The sequence below is a fragment of the Streptomyces sp. NPDC006368 genome (assembly GCF_040612535.1).
Taxonomy (GTDB): Bacteria; Actinomycetota; Actinomycetes; order Streptomycetales; family Streptomycetaceae; genus Streptomyces.
In genome coordinates this window covers 134,088-151,596 of sequence record NZ_JBEXQK010000002.1, presented here as the reverse complement: position 1 = coordinate 151,596, position 17,509 = coordinate 134,088, and the positions used below count along the sequence as shown (strand labels likewise).

The window sequence follows — 17,509 nt, the reverse complement described above, 5'->3', positions numbered from 1 at the left end:
CCGTCATGACCGAGGAGACGCGGGCGGCGGTCTTGTTCACGTTGCGGTAGGACCCCGGGGGCTGGAAGGGCGGCTCGGTACGGGTGGCGTCGGTCCGGGCGGCGGAGGCGATGTACGCCTCGTTGACGGCGAGGACCGTCTCGCGGGCGTTGAGCAGGTGGCGCGGTACCGCGAGGATCCGGTCGAAGACAATGCGGGTGCCGCCCCGGGACGTGGTCGTCCCGGGTCGTACCGAGGCTCAGCGCTCGGTCGTGCGTGGTTGCGGGTGCCGGCCGAGGAGCTCGGCCAGGCCCCGGCGGGTCGCCGCCAGCACGACGCGGTCGTCGGGCTTGAGGACGTAGCCCGGGTGGAGGTCCCAGACCAGGCCGGTGGGGTGCTGCTCGCCGTCGGCGGAACGCGGCGTCGCGAGGTCGCGGCGCCGGTCGGCGGGGGCGGCGGTGTCGAGGGCGAGGACGCGCCAGGCGCCGGGCCGGAAGGTCTCCTCGATGGTGCGGCCCTCCAGTTGCGGGTGGCCGGCGACCACGAGGGCGGCGAAGACCAGCACCTTGCGCTCGACCGGTATGGCGCCGAGGATCTGGCGGCCCATCATCGCTCCGGCGAAGGCCGGAGCGGCCAGATGGGAGACGCTGCGGCTGCGGGTGAGCGCGTCGGGGTGGGCGGCGCGCAAGGTCCGGTAGACGGCGGTGGCGAAGTCGTCGTCGTACAGCCGTAGCGCCACGCGCAGGTCCGCCTTGACCGTACGGGCGTAGAGGGCGGCCTCCAGGTTGGTGGTGTCGGAGCTGGTGAGGGCGAGCAGAGCATGCGCCCGGTGGATCTTGGCCGCCTCCAGGACGCCCTCCTGGGTGACGTCACCGATCACGGTCGGCACACGCAGGCGCCGGGCCAGGGCCACACCGCGGGCCTCGGGGTCCTCCTCCACGCACACGACGGGGATGTCGAGGCCGCGCAACTGCGCCAGGACGCGGGTGCCGATCTTGCCGAGTCCGAGCAGGACGACGTGACCGGACAGCCCGCGCGGGGGGCGGCGCAGGGCGGACGCGCTGCGGAACGCGCCCAGCGCCTCGAGCGCGCCCGCCACCAGGAGGGGCAGCAGCGCGAGGCCCACCAGCCCGGACAGCAGTTGGAGTACTTGGCGTGCCGTGCTCTCCCCGACGGCGGGGTCGTTGATGGAGAACAGGTCGAGCAGCGTGACGTAGGCGGCGTGGAGCGGATGATCACCCGTGATCAACCAGGAGGCCACGGCCAGGGCGAACACGGCCAGGGCGGTGACGGCGACGGCCCAGCGCAGGCGGCGGGAGAAGATCTCGGAGAGGGGCAGGCCCCGGCCGGCCAGGCGTCCGGGCGGCAGCGCCGGGCCGGTGTGGGTCACGGCTTCGAGGACGATCGTGCCCCGGCCGGTGGCGGCGGTCACCGTGCGCGGATCGGGAAGCAGCCGTGGGCCGGCCGTTCCGCTGCTGTCCGAGCCCTCCTCACCGGCCGGGTCGCTGACGGTCGCGGAGAGCAGAGCGAGGGTGCACAGCCCGGGGTCGGCGACCTCCCCGCGCCCGGGCGGCGTACGCTCCACGGCGCGCAGCAGCAGCCCGTCGGCGTGGACGACCTTGCTCGTGCCCGCGACCGCGGTGGCGGCCAGGGCCGGCGCCGCCGTGTCGGCGTCGGAGAGCACGGTCGTGGACGCGTCGACAGCGGCTGGGTCCAGATCCGGCAGGGCCACGAGAGCGGCCTGATCGAGGAGCTGCTCCAGGTGCTGTCCGAGCTTGCGGTTGTAGAGCCGGATCACCAACCGCAGTCCCGGGTTGAGGCGGCGTGCCGCGAGCGCGGCGCGGATGTTCCTCTCGTCGTCGTCGTAGACGAGAGCCAGAGCGGCTGCCCGTGCCACGCCCGCCGACTCCAGCAGCGCTTCTGTGGGCTCGTCGGCCTCCACCACGGACGGATCCGCCGCGGGCGCGGGCGGCGCACCGGTCATGGCCGCTGACACCCGCCCCAGCAGCGTGGAGGCCCGGCCTTGCCCCGGCACGGAGAGGCGCGGCCCGACGGCCGGTCCGCTGCCGGGGCGCACGAGCGTGACGCGTTCGCGGTAGACGTCGCGAAGCTCCGCCGCCAGCCGGTGGGCCAGTGCGTCGTCGCCGCAGACGATCATGTGTCCGGCGGATCCGTCGGAGAAGCGCTGATCAGGAAGTGGAGGCACCCGCGTAGCGTGCCTCGCCCCACCCTCCGACCGCACGGAAATCACCGCGGCTGTGGCCGGCATGCGGACATGGGTGTCCGATGAACGGATCTTGGCTCACTAATAACGGTCTGGTTTCGTTCGCTGGCACTTTCGAATATTACTCATGGTTATGTGATTTGGATCACTAAAGATCCCGTAAAGAACGTGGTAGAACTACGCAACTCCGCAGGTGGCACCACCCCCCGCCGCCATGTGGAGCGCCGGCACATGCGTCGGCTGCACGACCAGGGTGATCACGTTCCGAAGTCCACGGACCGGTACCCAGGGTCGCCGATCGGACAACGGCGTTCGCTCAAAGACCGCACATCAACCGGCAGCACTCCTCCCGTGCCCGGTCCTGCGCCATCGAGGTAGCCACAGTGTCACTCGACTCCATCACCCAGTCCGTCGACGAAGCCGTCAGCGGATTCTTCGAACCCATAGCCACCTGGCTCGGAGAAGTCGTCTTCTACTCCGTGCCCGTCGGCGGTACGGACCTGCCCCTCATCGTCGCCTGGCTCGTCGTCGCCGGTCTGGTCTTCACCGGCTGGTTCGGGTTCGTCCAGGTCCGCAAATTCAAACTGGCCCTCGATGTGGTGCGTGGGAAGTACGACGAGAAGGGGTCGGCCGGCGAGGTCAACCACTTCCAGGCCCTGACCGCCGCCGTGTCCGGCACGGTCGGCCTCGGCAACATCGCCGGTGTGGCCGTCGCCGTCTCCATCGGCGGCCCCGGCGCCACCTTCTGGATGATCCTGTGCGGCCTGCTCGGCATGGCCACCAAGTTCGTCGAGGTCACCCTCGGTGTGAAGTACCGCGAGGTGCACGCCGACGGCACCGTCTCCGGCGGCCCGATGCACTACCTGCCCAAGGGCCTCGCCGACCGCTTCGGCAAGAACGGCAAGACCCTCGGCAAGGTCCTCGCGGTCCTCGCCTCCTTCTTCGTCCTGTTCTTCGGCCTCTTCGGCGGCAACCTCTTCCAGGTCAACCAGTCCTACGCGCAGCTGGTCTCCGTCACCGGCGGCGAGGACGGCCTGATGGGCTCCTCCGCGGGCGCCCTGTTCTTCGGCATCCTCATCGCCGCGCTCGTTGGCATCGTGCTGCTGGGCGGTATCCGCTCCATCGCCAACGTGACCAGCAGGCTTGTCCCCGCCATGGCCGGCATCTACATCGCGGCCTGCCTGGTCGTCATCCTGGTCCACGTCTCCGCCGTCCCGGCCGCGATCGTCACCATCATCGAGGGCGCCTTCAACCCGCAGGGTGTCGCCGGTGGTGTGCTCGGCGCGCTGATCATCGGTTTCAAGCGGGCCGCGTTCTCCAACGAGGCCGGTCTCGGCTCGGCACCGATCGCCCACTCGGCGGTCAAGACCAAGCACCCCGCCAGCGAGGGTCTGGTCGCCCTGCTGGAGCCGTTCATCGACACCGTCGTCATCTGCACGATGACCGCGCTGACCATCGTCATCGCCAACCCCGCCAGCTGGGCCGAGGCCCGCAAGGGCGAGTCGATCGGCGGCGTCACGATCACCTCCGACGCCTTCGCGACGGTGCTGCCCTGGTTCCCGTACATCCTCACCGTCGCGGTGCTGCTGTTCGCCATCTCCACCGTGCTGACCTGGGGCTACTACGGCCTGAAGGCGTGGACGCACCTCTTCGGCCGCAGCAGGGCCAGCGAGCTGACGTACAAGGTCGTCTACACGCTCTTCGCGATCGCCGGCTCGCTGCTGACGCTGCAGACCCTGATCGACATGGCCGACGCCGTGCTGTTCATGCTCGCCGTCATCAACATCATCGGCCTCTACCTCCTGGCCCCGGTCGTCAAGCGCGAACTGAACTCCTTCCTGGAGTTCGTCCGTGCCCGCAACGCCGGTGAGATCACCGAGAACGACGAGTCGGACGAGTCCGACGAAGACCAGGAGCCGGTGAAGACCACCGTCTGACCGCCCCCGCGGCCCGGCTCCCGGGGACCCCCCGCCGAAGGTGGGGGAGGGGCCCGTACACACCTCGCGCCTTGGTGTGGACGGGCCCGTCCCCATGCCCCCGGATCCCCGTTTCAGCAGGTGAAAAGGGGTATGGCGGCATCGTGGACAGGCGGTTAGGGTGCAGGCAACGCGTCAATGACCCCGCCTGAGGTGGCTGCATCGGACGCGCGGTGTGCCGGGAAGTCTGGTCGGCGTCCCAGAGGCCGTATGCCCTCATGTCGATGCCCCGGAGGTTCCCCTGATGGCCGCCACCCCACGCGAGCGTTCCCCCTTCCTCGGCCTTCTGCCACTGCCCGAGCGCAACGCGGTGGCCCAGGCCCTGAGGACGGAGACGGTCGGCGGACTGGTGCTCCTCGCAGCCGCCGTCGTGGCCCTGGTGTGGGCCAACACCCCGTGGAGCGGGGCCTACGAGCAGATACGCGACTTCCACTTCGGCATACCGGCGCTGGGCCTGGACCTCTCGGTGGAGCACTGGACCGCCGACGGACTGCTCGGCATCTTCTTCCTGGTCGCGGGCATCGAGCTGAAACGCGAGCTGGTCGTCGGCGAGCTGCGCACCCCCGCGACCGCGGCCCTGCCGGTCATCGCGGCCCTGTGCGGCATGGTCGTGCCCGCAGCCCTGTACGCCGCCACGGTCACGGCCGGCGGAGGCAGCCTGGACGGCTGGGCCGTACCGATGGCCACCGACATCGCCTTCGCACTCGCCGTCCTCGCGGTCCTCAGCACCCACCTGCCCGCCGCGCTCCGCGCCTTCCTGCTCACCCTCGCCGTCGTCGACGACCTCGGCGCGATCCTCATCATCGCGATCTTCTTCACCAGCGACCTGAACTTCGCCGCGCTCGGCGGCGCTTTCGCCTGCCTCGCGGTCTTCTACCTCCTCCAGCGGTTCCGCGTGCGCGGCTGGTGGTGGTACGTCCCCCTCGGCGTCGTCACCTGGGCGCTGATGTACAACAGCGGCGTCCACGCCACCGTCGCCGGCGTCGCCATGGGCCTGATCCTGCGCACCACCCGCGACAAGGGCGAGACCGCCTCCCCCGCCGAACGCACGTCCCACCTGCTCCACCCGTTCTCCGCGGGAGTGGTGGTGCCCCTGTTCGCCCTCTTCGCCGCCGGAGTCGGCGTCTCGGTCGCGTCTCTGGGCGAGGTCTTCACCCAGCCCGAGCCGCTCGGCGTGGTCCTCGGTCTGGTCGTGGGCAAGACGCTGGGCATCTTCGCCGGTACCTACCTGGCCGCCCGCTTCACCCGCGCCCGGCTCAACCCGGACCTGGCCTGGGCGGACGTCTTCGCGCTCGCGGTCCTCGCCGGCATCGGCTTCACCGTCGCCCTGCTCATCGGCGAACTCGCCTTCCCCGACCCGGCCGCGGCCGAGCACGTCAAAGCCGCGGTGCTGATCGGCTCGCTCATCGCCGCCGCCCTGGCCGCCCTTCTGATCAAGCGGCGCAACGGCGTCTACCGCCGCTTGTACGAGGAGGAGACCCGCGACGACGACCACGACGGCATCCCCGACATCTACCAGCGAACCGGGGCCGCCGAACGCTGACGTCACCGTCGTTGCTGCGGAAGCGGTTATTGCTCGCGGTGCCGCAAGAGCGCTACACCGAGGGGCGGGTGGGCGCCCCGCGCGACGAGACCGGGCCGGCCGACGTCACACCAACCCGTGACCGGGAGGCTCTGCGGCTGGTGGCCGTCGCGGGGCTGACCGTGGCGGGCGCGGGTCCGTGGGGCCGGCCATCGGGGCGGTGGCAGTGTGTGCTGTTGCACTGATCCACCGGCGCCGTGCGATGGGGATGCTCGAAATCCTCCCCGTACCGTTTGGTGACGGCGGGCAGCGATGACTTGGGCGCTACAGCAATTGATTACGTTCGCCTCGCTGGGGTCGCCATGAAGGTTGGACCGGGCTCCCGAGCTGGGTTGGTATTCGCCGTTGGCAGTAGCGCCTTGACCCGTTCCCTCAGTTCCTCGGCCCGACCCAGCGCCGAGTGAACCCGATCCCACCATGTTGTCGGTCCTGCGGGTACAGCCCGCCGAGCGCTGCCCGCCCGCGCTCCGCGCACCCATGCCCAGCAGACCACCACGACCGATAACACGAGGTGTGACGACCATGACCGCCTTCACCAATCCGTTCCGTCGACCACGTCGCCACGCGTTCGCCGCCATGGGCGCCTTCGCCGCGGGAGCCCTGCTCCTCGCTGCCTGCGGCGCAGGTTCCACCGGTGACACCGCCACGGGAGGCGACGACCACAAGGACGCCCCCGCCATACGCAGCCACATCCACGGGGTGGGCGTCGACCCGGCCGACGGTCGGCTCTACGCGGCCACCCATGAACCGCGGCAGCGACCGGCCCATGAACCTTGGACTGATCAAGAGCACCGATGCCGGGAAGTCCTGGCAGACCACGTCGCTCAAGGGTGAGGCCGACTTCCATGCCCTGGAGCACGCGAAGGGCACCGACGTACGCCGCCAGCAGGCCGCGCCGCGGGTGGCGGTGGAGCAGGAGCGACTGTCCACCCCCTGATCCCGCGTTCGCGCGGCGCTGACGAGCTGGCTCTCCGGGGATGTGACCCGCCGCTGGGCGGCACCGGGGGTGCGGACCTGGTGCTGCCCGGCCGCGGGGAGACCCCCGTACGCCGTCACCGTCTGTGGACAAGATTCCTCTCCCCTTCCGACATACCCCCGGGTGGTATATCGTCTCAGCCGTCAGAGATACCCCCCGGGGGTATAAATTGGGCGAAGGGCAAGGCAATGTCAACCGTCAATCCACGGCGTTGGTGGGCGCTCCTCGTGCTGGCCGCCGCCCAGTTCATGGTGATCATGGATACGTCCATCATTGGCGTGGCGCTTCTCGAAATGCAGCGTGACCTGGGCTTCTCCCCCGGTGATCTGCAGTGGGTGTTCAACGCCTACGTCATCGCCTTCGGCGGTCTGCTGCTGCTCGGCGGTCGGCTGTCCGACCTGATCGGGGCTCGCAAGGTGTTCGTCGCCGGCTGGGTCACCATGATCGCGGGCTCTGTCGTCGCGGCGGCTGCGAGCACTGCCTGGGTAGAGGTCATGGGCCGCGCCGTACAGGGCGCCGGTGGCGCCTTGATCGCACCGGCGTCGATGACCTTGCTGATGATGCTCTTCGGCCACGACCCGAAGGAACTCGGCAAGGCCCTCGCGCTCTACGGAGCGGCGGCTCCCGCCGGCGGCACGGCCGGCGTGTTCCTGGGCGGCGTCTTCACCGAGTGGATGAGCTGGCCCTGGGTCTTCATCATCTACATCCCGATCGGCATCGCCACGCTCCTGGCCACTGGCCTGCTCCCCGCGGTCGCCGGACGGCGCGGCTCTGTGGACATCCTCGGCGCGGTGTCCGTGACCGCCGGCCTGGCGCTCACCGTCTTCGCCGTCGTCCGCGCGCCCGAGGTCGGGTGGGGCGCGAGCGAGACCGTGGTCGAACTCATCGGTGGGGCGGCCCTGCTGATCGTGTTCCTCCTGGTGCAGAAGTCGGTCAGGGCCCCGCTCATGCCGCTGGGTGTGTGGCGCACCCCGGGTCTGGGCGTGTCGAACCTGGCGATGACGCTGCTGGGGGCCGCGTGGATCCCCATGTGGTACTTCCTCAACCTCTACCTCCAGCAGGTCCTGGGATACGGGGCGTTCGCCAGCGGCGCCGCACTGCTGCCCATGACCGGGCTCCTGATGGTCTTCATGACGCTCATCACTGCCCGGCTGCTGGGCCGCTTCGGGGCCAAGCCGCTCATCGCGGGCGGGCTGCTGGTCCTTTCCGTGGGTCTGGTGTGGCTGTCGGCCGTCGAGCCGACCGGCACCTTCCTCATCGATGTACTGCCCGCCTCCCTCACCGCGGCGACGGGCATGTCACTGGCCTACATCCCGGCGATGATGTCGGCGATCTCCGGCGTACCGCAGGAGCAGGCCGGTCTGGCCTCGGGCATCGTCAACACCACGTACCAGGTGGGCTCCGCCCTGGGCCTGGCCGCGCTCACCGCACTCGCCACGTCCCAGGGTGCGGGCAAGCTGGGTGATCTGCCCGCGCTGACGGACGGCTTCAGCTCCGCCTTCCTGGGCGCCGCGGCGGTCGCCGCGGCCGGTGGCGTACTCACCGCACTGCTGATGCGCGGCGGTGAGCCGGAGGCAGCGGCTCCCGCCGAGGAGCCGACGGCCGAGTCGGGCGGGCGGGTGGGCTCCTGACCGGTGGACCGCTGTCCGGCCGCAAGCGGGAACAGCCCGAGGGCCACCCGACTTCGAACGGAGTCGGGTGGCCCCGTCCGTGTGTCAGTGATAGGCGTGGGCGACCGCGTGGCCCTTGCCGCGGCCGATCATCCACTTGTTCACCGGGGTGGTGATGAGGAAGGCGACGGCGAAGCCGCCCAGCAGCGCCGACCAGAACAACCCGTCCGAGAGGTGGGCGTCCAGGGCGCCGGGGGTCAGCGCGATGATGAGGTTGTCCACCAGTTCCATGATGGCGATGGATACGGTGTCGGCGGCGAGGGCGACGCGGATCGCGGCCTTCAGGCTCAGGCCCGCCCTGCGCACGGCGTACAGGGTGAACGAGTAACCGAAGAGGAAGGCCAGGGCGATGGCCAGGACCATGGTGGGGACATTGCTCCACACCAGGGCGGTGCCGATCACCATGCCGAGGATCTCGCCGATCGCGCAGCCGGTCAGGCAGTGTGCCGTCGCCTTCGCCGCGGTGCCCCAGGAGGCCCGGCCGGCGTGATCATGGTGCGCGTGATCATGCGCACCATGCTCCTGCTCCCGAGCGCCGGAGGCGCCGGCCTGATGAGCGGTGTGATCCATGTGGTCCATGACGTCCTCCCTCCCACCCTTCCAGTGTGGGTCGGGCCCGACGGTCCGGCACCGCGTGGAGGAGGACGTGGCGGGGGCGGCGGTAGCCGCCCCCGCCGCGCGGCTTCTACGGTCAGCTCTTGCCGAGCAGCTTGTTCATGCGCTCGATCTCGGCGCTCTGCGACGTGATGATGGTGCCCGCCATGTCCTTGGCCGGCTTGTAGGCGCCGTTGGACTGTTCGGTCTTCGCCATCTCGATCGCGCCCTCGTGGTGCTTGATCATCAGCTCCATGAAGGCCGTGTCGAACACTTTGCCGGAGGACTTCTCCAGCTTGTCCATCTCCTCGGGCGTCATCATCCCCGACATGGCGTGGCCGCCGTGCTCTGCGCTCTCCCCTTCCTTGGGGACTTCCTCGCCCCAGGAGGTGAGCCACCCGGACAGGGTCCTGATCTCCGGGTCCTGTGCCTTCTTGATCTCTGCGGCCAGCGTCTTGACCTCGGCGGACGCCGCCCTGGTCTCGGCCAGCTCAGCCATCTCCACAGCCTGCCTGTGGTGGGGGATCATTCCCTTCGCGAAGGAGACGTCGGCGGTGTTGTGCTCGCCCTGCTGGGCGAGGGCGGACGCGCTGGGCGAGGCGCTCTTGCTGTGGCCGTCGTGGCCGGACGGACTGCTGTCCTCGCCGCCACCGCAGGCGGCGAGCACGACAGAGGCGGTGGCCGCGGCCGCGACAGCGGCGGCACGGCGGATCGGGGAACGGTGTGCGGTCATGGTGGGTGCGACTCCTGTACGTGTGCTGAAGCAGGCATGGCTCTCAACGGCGCCCCGGATCAAGGGGTACGGGGCCGCCGGGGCACGCCTATATGCGCAGGAGTTGCAGTTCGCTCAACGAGGGCGGAGCACGTCCGGTCGCCATCGCGGCGGGGACGAGGGAGGCCGTGTCCGCGTCCGAGCACGTGACCATCCCAGTCAGGGCCAGGGCGGGAAGCGCGGGCGCCGTACTGGTCCCGCCTGCCGCGCAGGTGGCGTCGGCGTGCTCGGCATGCCCGCCCGTGCCCGTGTCACTGTGGTCGACGTGGACGCAGTCCTCGCAGGCCACGGCGGTGTGGGACGCGGCCGAGATCGCGGTGCCGTGGTGTGAATGGGCCGACGCCACCGGAACAGGGGACGCGAGGGCAGGGCCCAAGCCGTGCATGGCCAGGACTCCAACCAGCACGGCCAGCGCAAGCAGCACGTATGCCCGCGCCCCATGGGGCCGGACCGCCTGCCATCCCTGCCGACTCATACCCGCATCGTAATCCGGCACCTTCCCTTGTCGCGGTGAGCACCTCAGCCTTGGCGATGGCGAAACGGCTGCTGCGACGACGATCGCCGACGCCTTGCCGGACAGGTCCGCTTTGCTCACGCATACCGCACCCAGGGAGCCGATTGACGGCGCGGGTCACAGAAAGTCGGTCTCGCACTGTGAGGCGCGAGGCCCGGGTGTGGCGGTCGGCGGGCCTGTCTCGGCCCAACTGGTCGCGGTGAGGGGCCTCTTATGGCGCGCGAGCGGCACGCGACCCATGGCTGGCCCAGGTAACGACGAAGCCCCGGGCCTTCGGCCTGGGGCTTCCGCGTGGAGCGGGTGACGGGAATCGAACCCGCGCTCCGAGCTTGGAAATCAGCGGTTCATAACAGGCCGAAGTGGCTATGACCTGCGCTTTCCCTTGGGGTGGGCTGATTGGCTGTGGCCTCTGGGATCCGTACATGACCGCTGTTGTCCGCTCCGCTGGGCACGAATGGGGCACGTGGGTTGGCAGCGGAACGGAACGTGCCGGGGTGCATGCTCCGGGCGGCCTGGTGCGTCAGAGAGGAATGATCCGGACCTGGTTGCCGCAGAGCTTGGTCATGTCGTCGCTGTCGGACGTCAGCAGGGCGACCGGTTTCGGCTGGCGCAGCGCGACCTCGGCCACCGTGGCGTCGATGGCGTATTTGTGCCCGTGCAGCCCCGCGCCTTTGAGGAGCTCCGCTGCCGCTTTGGCTGCGTGTTCGGTGACCGGCTCCACCTTGAGACGGGACAGGGCCCAATTCAGGCGAGGCATATTGGTGCGGGAGTGGCTGACTTCCACGATGGTGTTCGCCCCGATCGCCAGGTCGGCTCCCATGTCGTGGAAGACCCGCAACATCGCGAGGAGCTTGCGGTCCTGCGCGATCCAGGCGGAGAGCCCCTCCGAGTCGAGAACGACGGTTTCGATACGCTCGCTCACGCGGCGTCGGTCCCTTTGGAGGAGCCGGCGGCGCCAAGGATCTTCGCGTGGGCCTCGGCGAGCTCCTCGTCGCTGAAGCCTCCGTGCTCTTCCTCGTGTCGGCGAAGGTCGTCGCCCAGAAGCTGGTGCCGGATCTGGCGGGCCACGGCTTCCGCCACGTAGCCGGAGACGTTGTCCGTGAGCTTGCGGAGCTCCGCCACCTGATCGCTGGGCAGCGTGACGGTGATGCGAGTCGTTGAGGACATGTAGCAAGCATACTGGAGTATGCAGAAGGAGGCTCGGGCTTGTGCTCCTGGCCTTGTCAGTCAGGGTCGCATGATCGAAGGGGCGCGGCTCGCGGCACTTCGGCTGTTCGCAGCGTGGCGGGACCGGCAGCGGTGTCCTGGTGGGCAAGCGAAAGGCCCTGGCTTTCGCAGGGCCTTAGCCATGGAGCGGGTGACGGGAATCGAACCCGCGCTCTGAGCTTGGGAATCAACGACGCCTGCGGCGCCTGAACGCACTCTGACCCGCGCAGACGTCAGTGTGATCGTCGCGCCGTAGACGCCTCCGTTTACTCCTCTTGACTGGTGTTTACCGCGCTGAAGGGCACGGATGGGGCACGGCGACGGCGAAGTGGTGTCAGTGCGTCCCCCCTGACGCCAATAGCGGCCAGAATGCCTCGCCGGATGGAGAGGGCTCAAAGGGCTGTTACGGGTGCAAGCGTGCGGGGTGCAGAGGGGGCGCCTTTCGAGTGACGCCCAGATCCTTGCCCAATCCTGTCCTTGCCGGCGTCATTTCCTGGCATGGGGGCACCTCAGCGGGCCCATACGCACTTACCTCCGACCGCATGCAGTGTGAAGCGAGTTGGAGGAACCGCCCATCGCTCCACCTGGCCGATGGCCTCGGCGGAGGGGTGGCTGGTCGAGCCCCCGTGTCACGCGTCTCGCGCCGTTCTCGTGACAGCTCCTACACTCACCGTCACATGACGCGCTGACGTGAGGGGGGACCGGATGGCGCTGAACGGATTACCCGAGCAGGGGGACGCCGCCGCATCGGGGCCGACGCTGGAGAAACTGCTGTCGGTCATGGGGGCCGGTGCACTGGAGCTATGCGTGGCTCCACGTGGCCAGGGAGTCGTGGTTGAGGGAGTGACGGTGCTGGACTCGCTGGAGCCAGGGCTGTCGCCGGGCCACGTGTTGCTGGCGGTGGGTGTCGACCCGCAGTCGGCCGCCGCCGTCGACGTCGTACGCGATGCCGCCGCATCGGGAACGGTCGCGGTGGTCTTCGGGCAGGGCAGGTCGGGTCGGTCTCCTGACGCGTTGCGGGCGGCTGCGGAGGACGCCGGTACCGCGCTGCTCTTCCGGACGGCATGGTTCGGCTGGACGGCGTTGGTCGGAGCGCTGCGGGCGGGACTGGTCCTGTCCGGAGTCGCTGCCGATCCAGCTGTGGCGGCCGTGACGTTGGGCGACCTGAACGGGCTGGCTGACGCGGTGTCGGTGCTGGTCGGTGGCGCGGTGACGATTGAGGACGTGGAGTCCCGGGTCCTGGCGTACTCGTCCACGAAGGAGGACGTCGACGAGTTGCGCCGGCTGACCATTCTTGGCCGTCGGGTACCGGAGTGGCGAGTCTCCGCGATGCAGGAGGCGGGATTCTTCCGGGCCTTGTGGGGTACGGGCGACGTCATCCACCGGCCGGCACACGGAGATAACCCCGAACGCCTGGTGGTGGCCGTCCGGGCAGGCGGGGAGGTCCTGGGGTCAATCTGGGTGGCGGCCGCGGGCACGCCCCTCGCGCCGCACGCGCCCGACGCGCTGCGGTCGGCGGCGCGGGTGGCAGCTGCCCATCTGGTGCACCACCGGTCGTACCGCTCGCACGCCCGGCTCGTCGACGACGCGGCGCGTGCGCTGCTCGACGGGCGGGGTTCCGCCGACATGCTGGCGGAACGCGCTGGGCTCCCGGTGCATGGACACTGCGCGGTTCTGGCGGTACGACCTGGAGCCTCCCGGGATGGTGACGGAACCGGACAGCTGCGCGGCCTCCTGGCGGTGCATTGCGGCGCGTACGACCACAAGTCGGTGGTGCTGCCGGTTGACCAGGGGGCCTTGGTACTGCTGGGCGCACTGCACCAGGACAGGCAGCGGGCCGTCGAGCAAGTCGCACGTCTGGGGAAGTCACTGGTCCTTCAGGTGACCGGCGCGTTCGGGCCGGGAGCGAAAATCGGCTTGGGCATGGTGGTCGAGGGTTTGGCGGATCTGCCCGAGTCCCGCCGGTCGGCCGATCTGGCGCTGAGAGCTCTGCTGACGAGGGGACAGGACCGCGTCGTCGCGTTTGCGAGTGAGGTCGCCGAGACGGTGGCCCTGAACCAGATCATGGACGCGCTGACAGGGCTGGCCCTGGCACCGGAGACTCCGGTGGCACGCCTGGTGGCGTTCGATGCCGGGCCCGGCGGGGGCACCATGGTCCAGACCCTCCGGGCCTACCTCGACCACTTCGGTCACGTGCCGGCCACCGCCCGGGCGCTGGGTGTGCACCCGAACAGCTTGCGGCACCGGATCAGCCGACTCACCGAGGTGTCCGGGCTCGACCTGCGCAGTCCAGATGCCCGGCTGCTGGCCCAACTGCAACTGCGCCTGCTCGACCGCGGCGGCCGGGAGGCGTGAGCACTCGGGCGCCGCTACGAAGAGAGGGCGGCGTCTTCGTGCCCGGGCACAACGGTGGCGGTGTGACGCCCGCGGGTTCGCTCGCCGGTGAGAGCCGCGCAGTGGAATACCGGGACTCTCGACGAAGACGCCCGCACTGTTCCGACGGGAGTCTGGTGGTCCGCCCGGCAGTATCCGTGGGCGGGTAGAGACCCTCGGCTCAGGGAAGGTGCACGATGAGTGGTTCCGGCAAGGCCGACCGGCGTGAGTGGATTCTGCGGGCAGCCGTACAGCAAGGACTCCTGGACCCCGAGGCGGCCGTGCTGGCGGGGTTCATCGACCTCGACGGCGTCAACGAGACCGTCACGTCCCTGCGGAACGCGTTTCCCGACTCGCTCCGTGTCCTGCACGCGTTCGCGGCCAAGGCGAACTGTCTGGTTCCCGTACTCGAAGCACTGCGTGTGAGCGGCATGGGCTGCGAGGTCGCCAGTGCCGGCGAGCTCGCCCAGGCGCTGGACGCGGGCTTCGAGCCCGCACAGATCGTGTTCGACTCCCCGGCCAAGACCCGGGCGGAACTGGTCCAGGCACTGACCCTTGGGATCGCGGTGAACGCGGACAGCTTCCAGGAGCTTTCGAGGCTGGACGAGATACTGGCGACCCACCGCTCCGACTCGCGGATCGGCGTACGCATCAACCCGCAAGTGGGAGCCGGCTCGATCACCGCGATGAGCACGGCCACCTCGACGTCCAAGTTCGGCATTCCCCTGGAGGACGAAGGAAACCGGCAGCGGCTGCTCCAGGCGTACCGGGACCGTCCCTGGCTCACCTGGGTTCACACGCACGTCGGCTCGCAGGGCTGTCCCCTGGACCTGATCGCCCGGGGCATCGCGAAGGCCGTGGAGTTCGCGGAGGAGGTCAACGACCGCCTTGGCCGTCGACAGGTGACCGGCATCGACATCGGGGGAGGGCTGCCGGTCAATTTCGACAGCGACGAGACGACCCCCGACTTCGGCACCTACGTGGACCGTCTGCGCGAGCAGACGCCGGTCCTGTTCTCCGGCGCGTACGAGATCATCACGGAGTTCGGGCGTTCCGTCCTGGCCAAGAACGGATTCACCGCCGCGTACGTCGAGTACACCAAGACCGTCGGCGGCCGTCCCATCGCGATAACCCACGCCGGCGCACAGGTCGCCACGCGGACCGTGTTCGCTCCCGACACATGGCCGCTGCGGATCGAAGCTCACGACCCCCGCGGCCGAGCCAAGCAGAGCCGGCCCGTGCCGCAGGACATCGCGGGCCCGTGCTGCTTCGCCGGTGACCTGCTGGCACGCAACCGTACGCTGCCCCTTCTCGACGCGGGTGACATCGTCGTCGTCCCGGACACCGGTGCCTACTACTTCTCCACCCCCTTCCACTACAACAGCCTGCCCGAACCCGCCGTTCACGGCGCCCGCGTCGACGCCGGCGGCCGGGTCACCTTCCAGCTGCTCCGCCCCGAGCAGGCTGTGCACCCGGCCTCGGCCCTTGCCGGGACGCGACCCTCGCTCTCCCGGTCCATCCAAACCCCGGCGTGACCCCACCGGAACGCCGACCACAGTCAATTGGGTTAGGGCGGCCCGAGCGAGCGAGCCTGGCTGCCCGGAGAGAACCACAACGCGAAGGAAGGCAGGTGCAACCGCCATGAAAGTACGGCGCGCCCAGACAGGGTGCCCCATGGAGAAAACGACATCCCCGGGCCGATGGGGGGCCATCGGACGACGGCTGTCCGCCGCCGGGGGGCGCTGCGGCCGGACGGCGCGTGGTTACGCGCGGTGGATCTCACGGCGCCGGCGAATCGCGGCCGACCAGTTCCTTCGGGGTGCGTGCTACGGGGCGGGTACGGCTGTAGTGGGGCTGCTGGTGGTGTTGGCGCAGTCCCGTTGACGACGGCGCGCGCCCGACCTCGATGGTCCCCGGCCTCCTCAGCGACCCCCGAGGCTTCGGCCTGAACAGGAGCGCCCCGACAACCAAGAAGCCCCGGGTCATCGACCTGGGGCTTTCACGTGGAGCGGGTGACGGGAATCGAACCCGCGCTCTGAGCTTGGGAAGCTCATGTTCTACCATTAAACTACACCCGCGTCATACGGACCGGAGCGCCGGTCCCGTACCGTCGCTCACTGTACCCCATCGCAGGCACCCCGTGTATCGCGTCGTGGGGGCCGCATGTCGTGCGGAGGTGGATCCGCGGGCGGCGCGGGTGAGTTGAGGCGTGGCGTGGGGGGCCGGAGTGCCGCCTGGAGTGGTGTCTTGTTGATCCCCTAATGTGGCCATCTCGTCCACGCTCGGTTGGGGAAGGGACTTGATGGACTCCATGGAGCGCACCGTCGTCCGCTGTGCCGAAGGGCACGTGTTCAGTACCGCTTCGTTCCCGATGCAGCAGCTCGGGGCCGGCCGGATCGGGCCCGGGCGGCTGTTGCGGTGTCCGCGTTGTGCGCGGCTGCGGCATGCCGTGCCGGTGATGCTCGAGCGGCGGTAGTACGGCCGTGGGAGGCGCGCGGAGTCCGTCCGATTGGGGCGGGCCCGCGCGCTCTGCGTATCCTCGGGGAGTGCTTCTCTCAGACAAGGACATCCGGGCCGAGATCGACGCCGGGCGGGTCCGCATCGACCCGTTCGACGACTCCATGGTGCAGCCCTCGAGCATCGACGTGCGGCTCGACCGCTACTTCCGGGTGTTCGAGAATCACCGTTATCCGCACATCGATCCCGCCGTCGAGCAGAGCGATCTGACGCGGCTGGTCGAGCCGGAGGGCGACGAGGCGTTCATCCTGCACCCCGGCGAGTTCGTGCTCGCGTCGACGTACGAGGTCATCTCGCTCCCCGACGACCTCGCCTCGCGGCTGGAGGGGAAGAGCTCCCTCGGGCGGCTCGGGCTGGTGACGCATTCGACCGCCGGGTTCATCGACCCCGGGTTCTCCGGGCATGTGACCCTCGAACTGTCGAACCTGGCCACGCTGCCGATCAAGCTCTGGCCGGGCATGAAGATCGGGCAGCTGTGCATGTTCCGGCTCAGCTCGCCGGCGGAGTACCCCTACGGCAGTGAGCGGTACGGGTCCCGCTACCAGGGGCAGCGTGGGCCGACGGCCTCGCGGTCCTTCCAGAACTTCCACCGGACGCAGGTGTGACCATGAGTGACGTACGGGAGAACCTGACCTACGAGGGCTTCGGTCGCGCCGTGCGCGAGCTCGCGCAGACCATCGCCGACGACGGCTACGAGCCCGACATCGTGCTCTCGATCGCCCGTGGCGGGGTGTTCGTGGCGGGTGGTCTGGCGTACGCGCTGGACTGCAAGAACATCCACCTCGTCAACGTGGAGTTCTACACCGGGGTGGGCACCACCCTGGAGATGCCGGTGATGCTCGCCCCGGTGCCGAACGCCATCGACTTCAGCGACAAGAAGGTGCTGATCGCCGACGACGTCGCCGACACCGGCAAGACGCTGAAGCTGGTGCACGACTTCTGCCTCGGCACGGTCGCCGAGGTGCGCAGCGCCGTGATCTACGAGAAGTCCCACTCCCTCGTGAAGTGCGAGTACGTCTGGAAGCGGACGGACGACTGGATCAACTTCCCGTGGAGCGTGGAGAAGCCGGTCGTCAGGAGGAGCGGGCAGGTCCTCGACGCCTGAGCCGGTACGCATGGGAAAAGG

The 17,509-nt window shown here is 69.5% G+C and carries 14 protein-coding genes and 1 tRNA gene; 8 read left to right on the top strand and 7 right to left on the bottom strand.

What is annotated here, in order from left to right; translation table 11 throughout:
* Window positions 1–238: 238 nt before the first annotated feature.
* A complete protein-coding gene (locus ABZZ38_RS02515; RefSeq protein ID WP_356735269.1) occupies window positions 239–2,137 on the bottom strand; it encodes an NAD-binding protein in 1,899 nt (632 codons plus the stop codon).
* Window positions 2,138–2,586: 449 nt separating this feature from the next.
* On the opposite strand from ABZZ38_RS02515, the gene ABZZ38_RS02510 reads away from it, so the two are divergent.
* From ABZZ38_RS02510 to ABZZ38_RS02495, 4 genes are all read left to right on the top strand, one after another.
* On the top strand, window positions 2,587–4,140 hold the full coding sequence (locus tag ABZZ38_RS02510; protein ID WP_356734889.1) for an alanine/glycine:cation symporter family protein: 1,554 nt from the start codon (window positions 2,587–2,589) through the stop codon (window positions 4,138–4,140).
* A 283-nt stretch (window positions 4,141–4,423) separates the two neighbouring features.
* Complete coding sequence (gene nhaA / locus ABZZ38_RS02505; RefSeq protein WP_356734887.1) at window positions 4,424–5,722, top strand: Na+/H+ antiporter NhaA; 1,299 nt, start codon at window positions 4,424–4,426, stop codon at window positions 5,720–5,722.
* An 805-nt stretch (window positions 5,723–6,527) separates the two neighbouring features.
* Window positions 6,528–6,698, top strand: a complete 171-nt coding sequence (locus ABZZ38_RS02500) for a hypothetical protein (protein WP_356734885.1) — start codon at window positions 6,528–6,530, stop codon at window positions 6,696–6,698.
* A 227-nt stretch (window positions 6,699–6,925) separates the two neighbouring features.
* A complete protein-coding gene (locus ABZZ38_RS02495; protein ID WP_356734883.1) occupies window positions 6,926–8,368 on the top strand; it encodes an MFS transporter in 1,443 nt (480 codons plus the stop codon).
* Between the two features lie 84 nt (window positions 8,369–8,452).
* Here ABZZ38_RS02495 and ABZZ38_RS02490 read toward each other — a convergent pair whose 3' ends face one another.
* The 5 genes from ABZZ38_RS02490 to ABZZ38_RS02470 all read right to left on the bottom strand — a co-directional run bounded on the left by ABZZ38_RS02490 (window position 8,453) and on the right by ABZZ38_RS02470 (window position 11,454).
* A complete protein-coding gene (locus tag ABZZ38_RS02490; protein ID WP_356734881.1) occupies window positions 8,453–8,986 on the bottom strand; it encodes a DUF4396 domain-containing protein in 534 nt (177 codons plus the stop codon).
* 112 nt (window positions 8,987–9,098) lie between these two features.
* The gene (locus ABZZ38_RS02485) at window positions 9,099–9,734 is read right to left on the bottom strand and encodes a DUF305 domain-containing protein (protein ID WP_356734879.1); all 636 of its coding nucleotides are present in this window, start codon (window positions 9,732–9,734) and stop codon (window positions 9,099–9,101) included.
* An 88-nt stretch (window positions 9,735–9,822) separates the two neighbouring features.
* Window positions 9,823–10,248, bottom strand: coding sequence for a DUF6153 family protein (locus ABZZ38_RS02480; protein ID WP_356734877.1), 426 nt, complete (start codon window positions 10,246–10,248; stop codon window positions 9,823–9,825).
* A gap of 559 nt (window positions 10,249–10,807) precedes the next feature.
* Window positions 10,808–11,209: a DNA-binding protein gene (locus ABZZ38_RS02475; RefSeq protein WP_356734875.1), complete on the bottom strand. Its 402-nt coding sequence runs from the start codon at window positions 11,207–11,209 to the stop codon at window positions 10,808–10,810.
* A complete protein-coding gene (locus ABZZ38_RS02470; protein ID WP_356734873.1) occupies window positions 11,206–11,454 on the bottom strand; it encodes a type II toxin-antitoxin system CcdA family antitoxin in 249 nt (82 codons plus the stop codon). The genes ABZZ38_RS02475 and ABZZ38_RS02470 overlap by 4 nt, the downstream gene beginning before the upstream one ends.
* A 744-nt stretch (window positions 11,455–12,198) precedes the next feature.
* On the opposite strand from ABZZ38_RS02470, the gene ABZZ38_RS02465 reads away from it, so the two are divergent.
* Together ABZZ38_RS02465 and ABZZ38_RS02460 are read left to right on the top strand one after the other, a co-directional pair.
* A complete protein-coding gene (locus tag ABZZ38_RS02465; RefSeq protein WP_356734871.1) occupies window positions 12,199–13,848 on the top strand; it encodes a helix-turn-helix domain-containing protein in 1,650 nt (549 codons plus the stop codon).
* Between the two features lie 215 nt (window positions 13,849–14,063).
* Entirely contained in the window at window positions 14,064–15,401 is a 1,338-nt protein-coding gene (locus ABZZ38_RS02460) for a diaminopimelate decarboxylase (protein WP_356734869.1), read from the top strand.
* A 469-nt stretch (window positions 15,402–15,870) separates the two neighbouring features.
* On the opposite strand, the gene ABZZ38_RS02455 is transcribed toward ABZZ38_RS02460, so the two are convergent.
* Window positions 15,871–15,944 (bottom strand) — tRNA-Gly (locus ABZZ38_RS02455).
* 468 nt (window positions 15,945–16,412) lie between these two features.
* Here ABZZ38_RS02455 and dcd point away from each other — a divergent pair.
* Together dcd and ABZZ38_RS02445 are read left to right on the top strand one after the other, a co-directional pair.
* Complete coding sequence (gene dcd, locus ABZZ38_RS02450) at window positions 16,413–16,988, top strand: dCTP deaminase (protein WP_356734867.1); 576 nt, start codon at window positions 16,413–16,415, stop codon at window positions 16,986–16,988.
* Window positions 16,989–16,990: 2 nt separating this feature from the next.
* Window positions 16,991–17,488, top strand: a complete 498-nt coding sequence (locus tag ABZZ38_RS02445; RefSeq protein WP_356734865.1) for a phosphoribosyltransferase — start codon at window positions 16,991–16,993, stop codon at window positions 17,486–17,488.
* Window positions 17,489–17,509 lie beyond the last annotated feature (21 nt).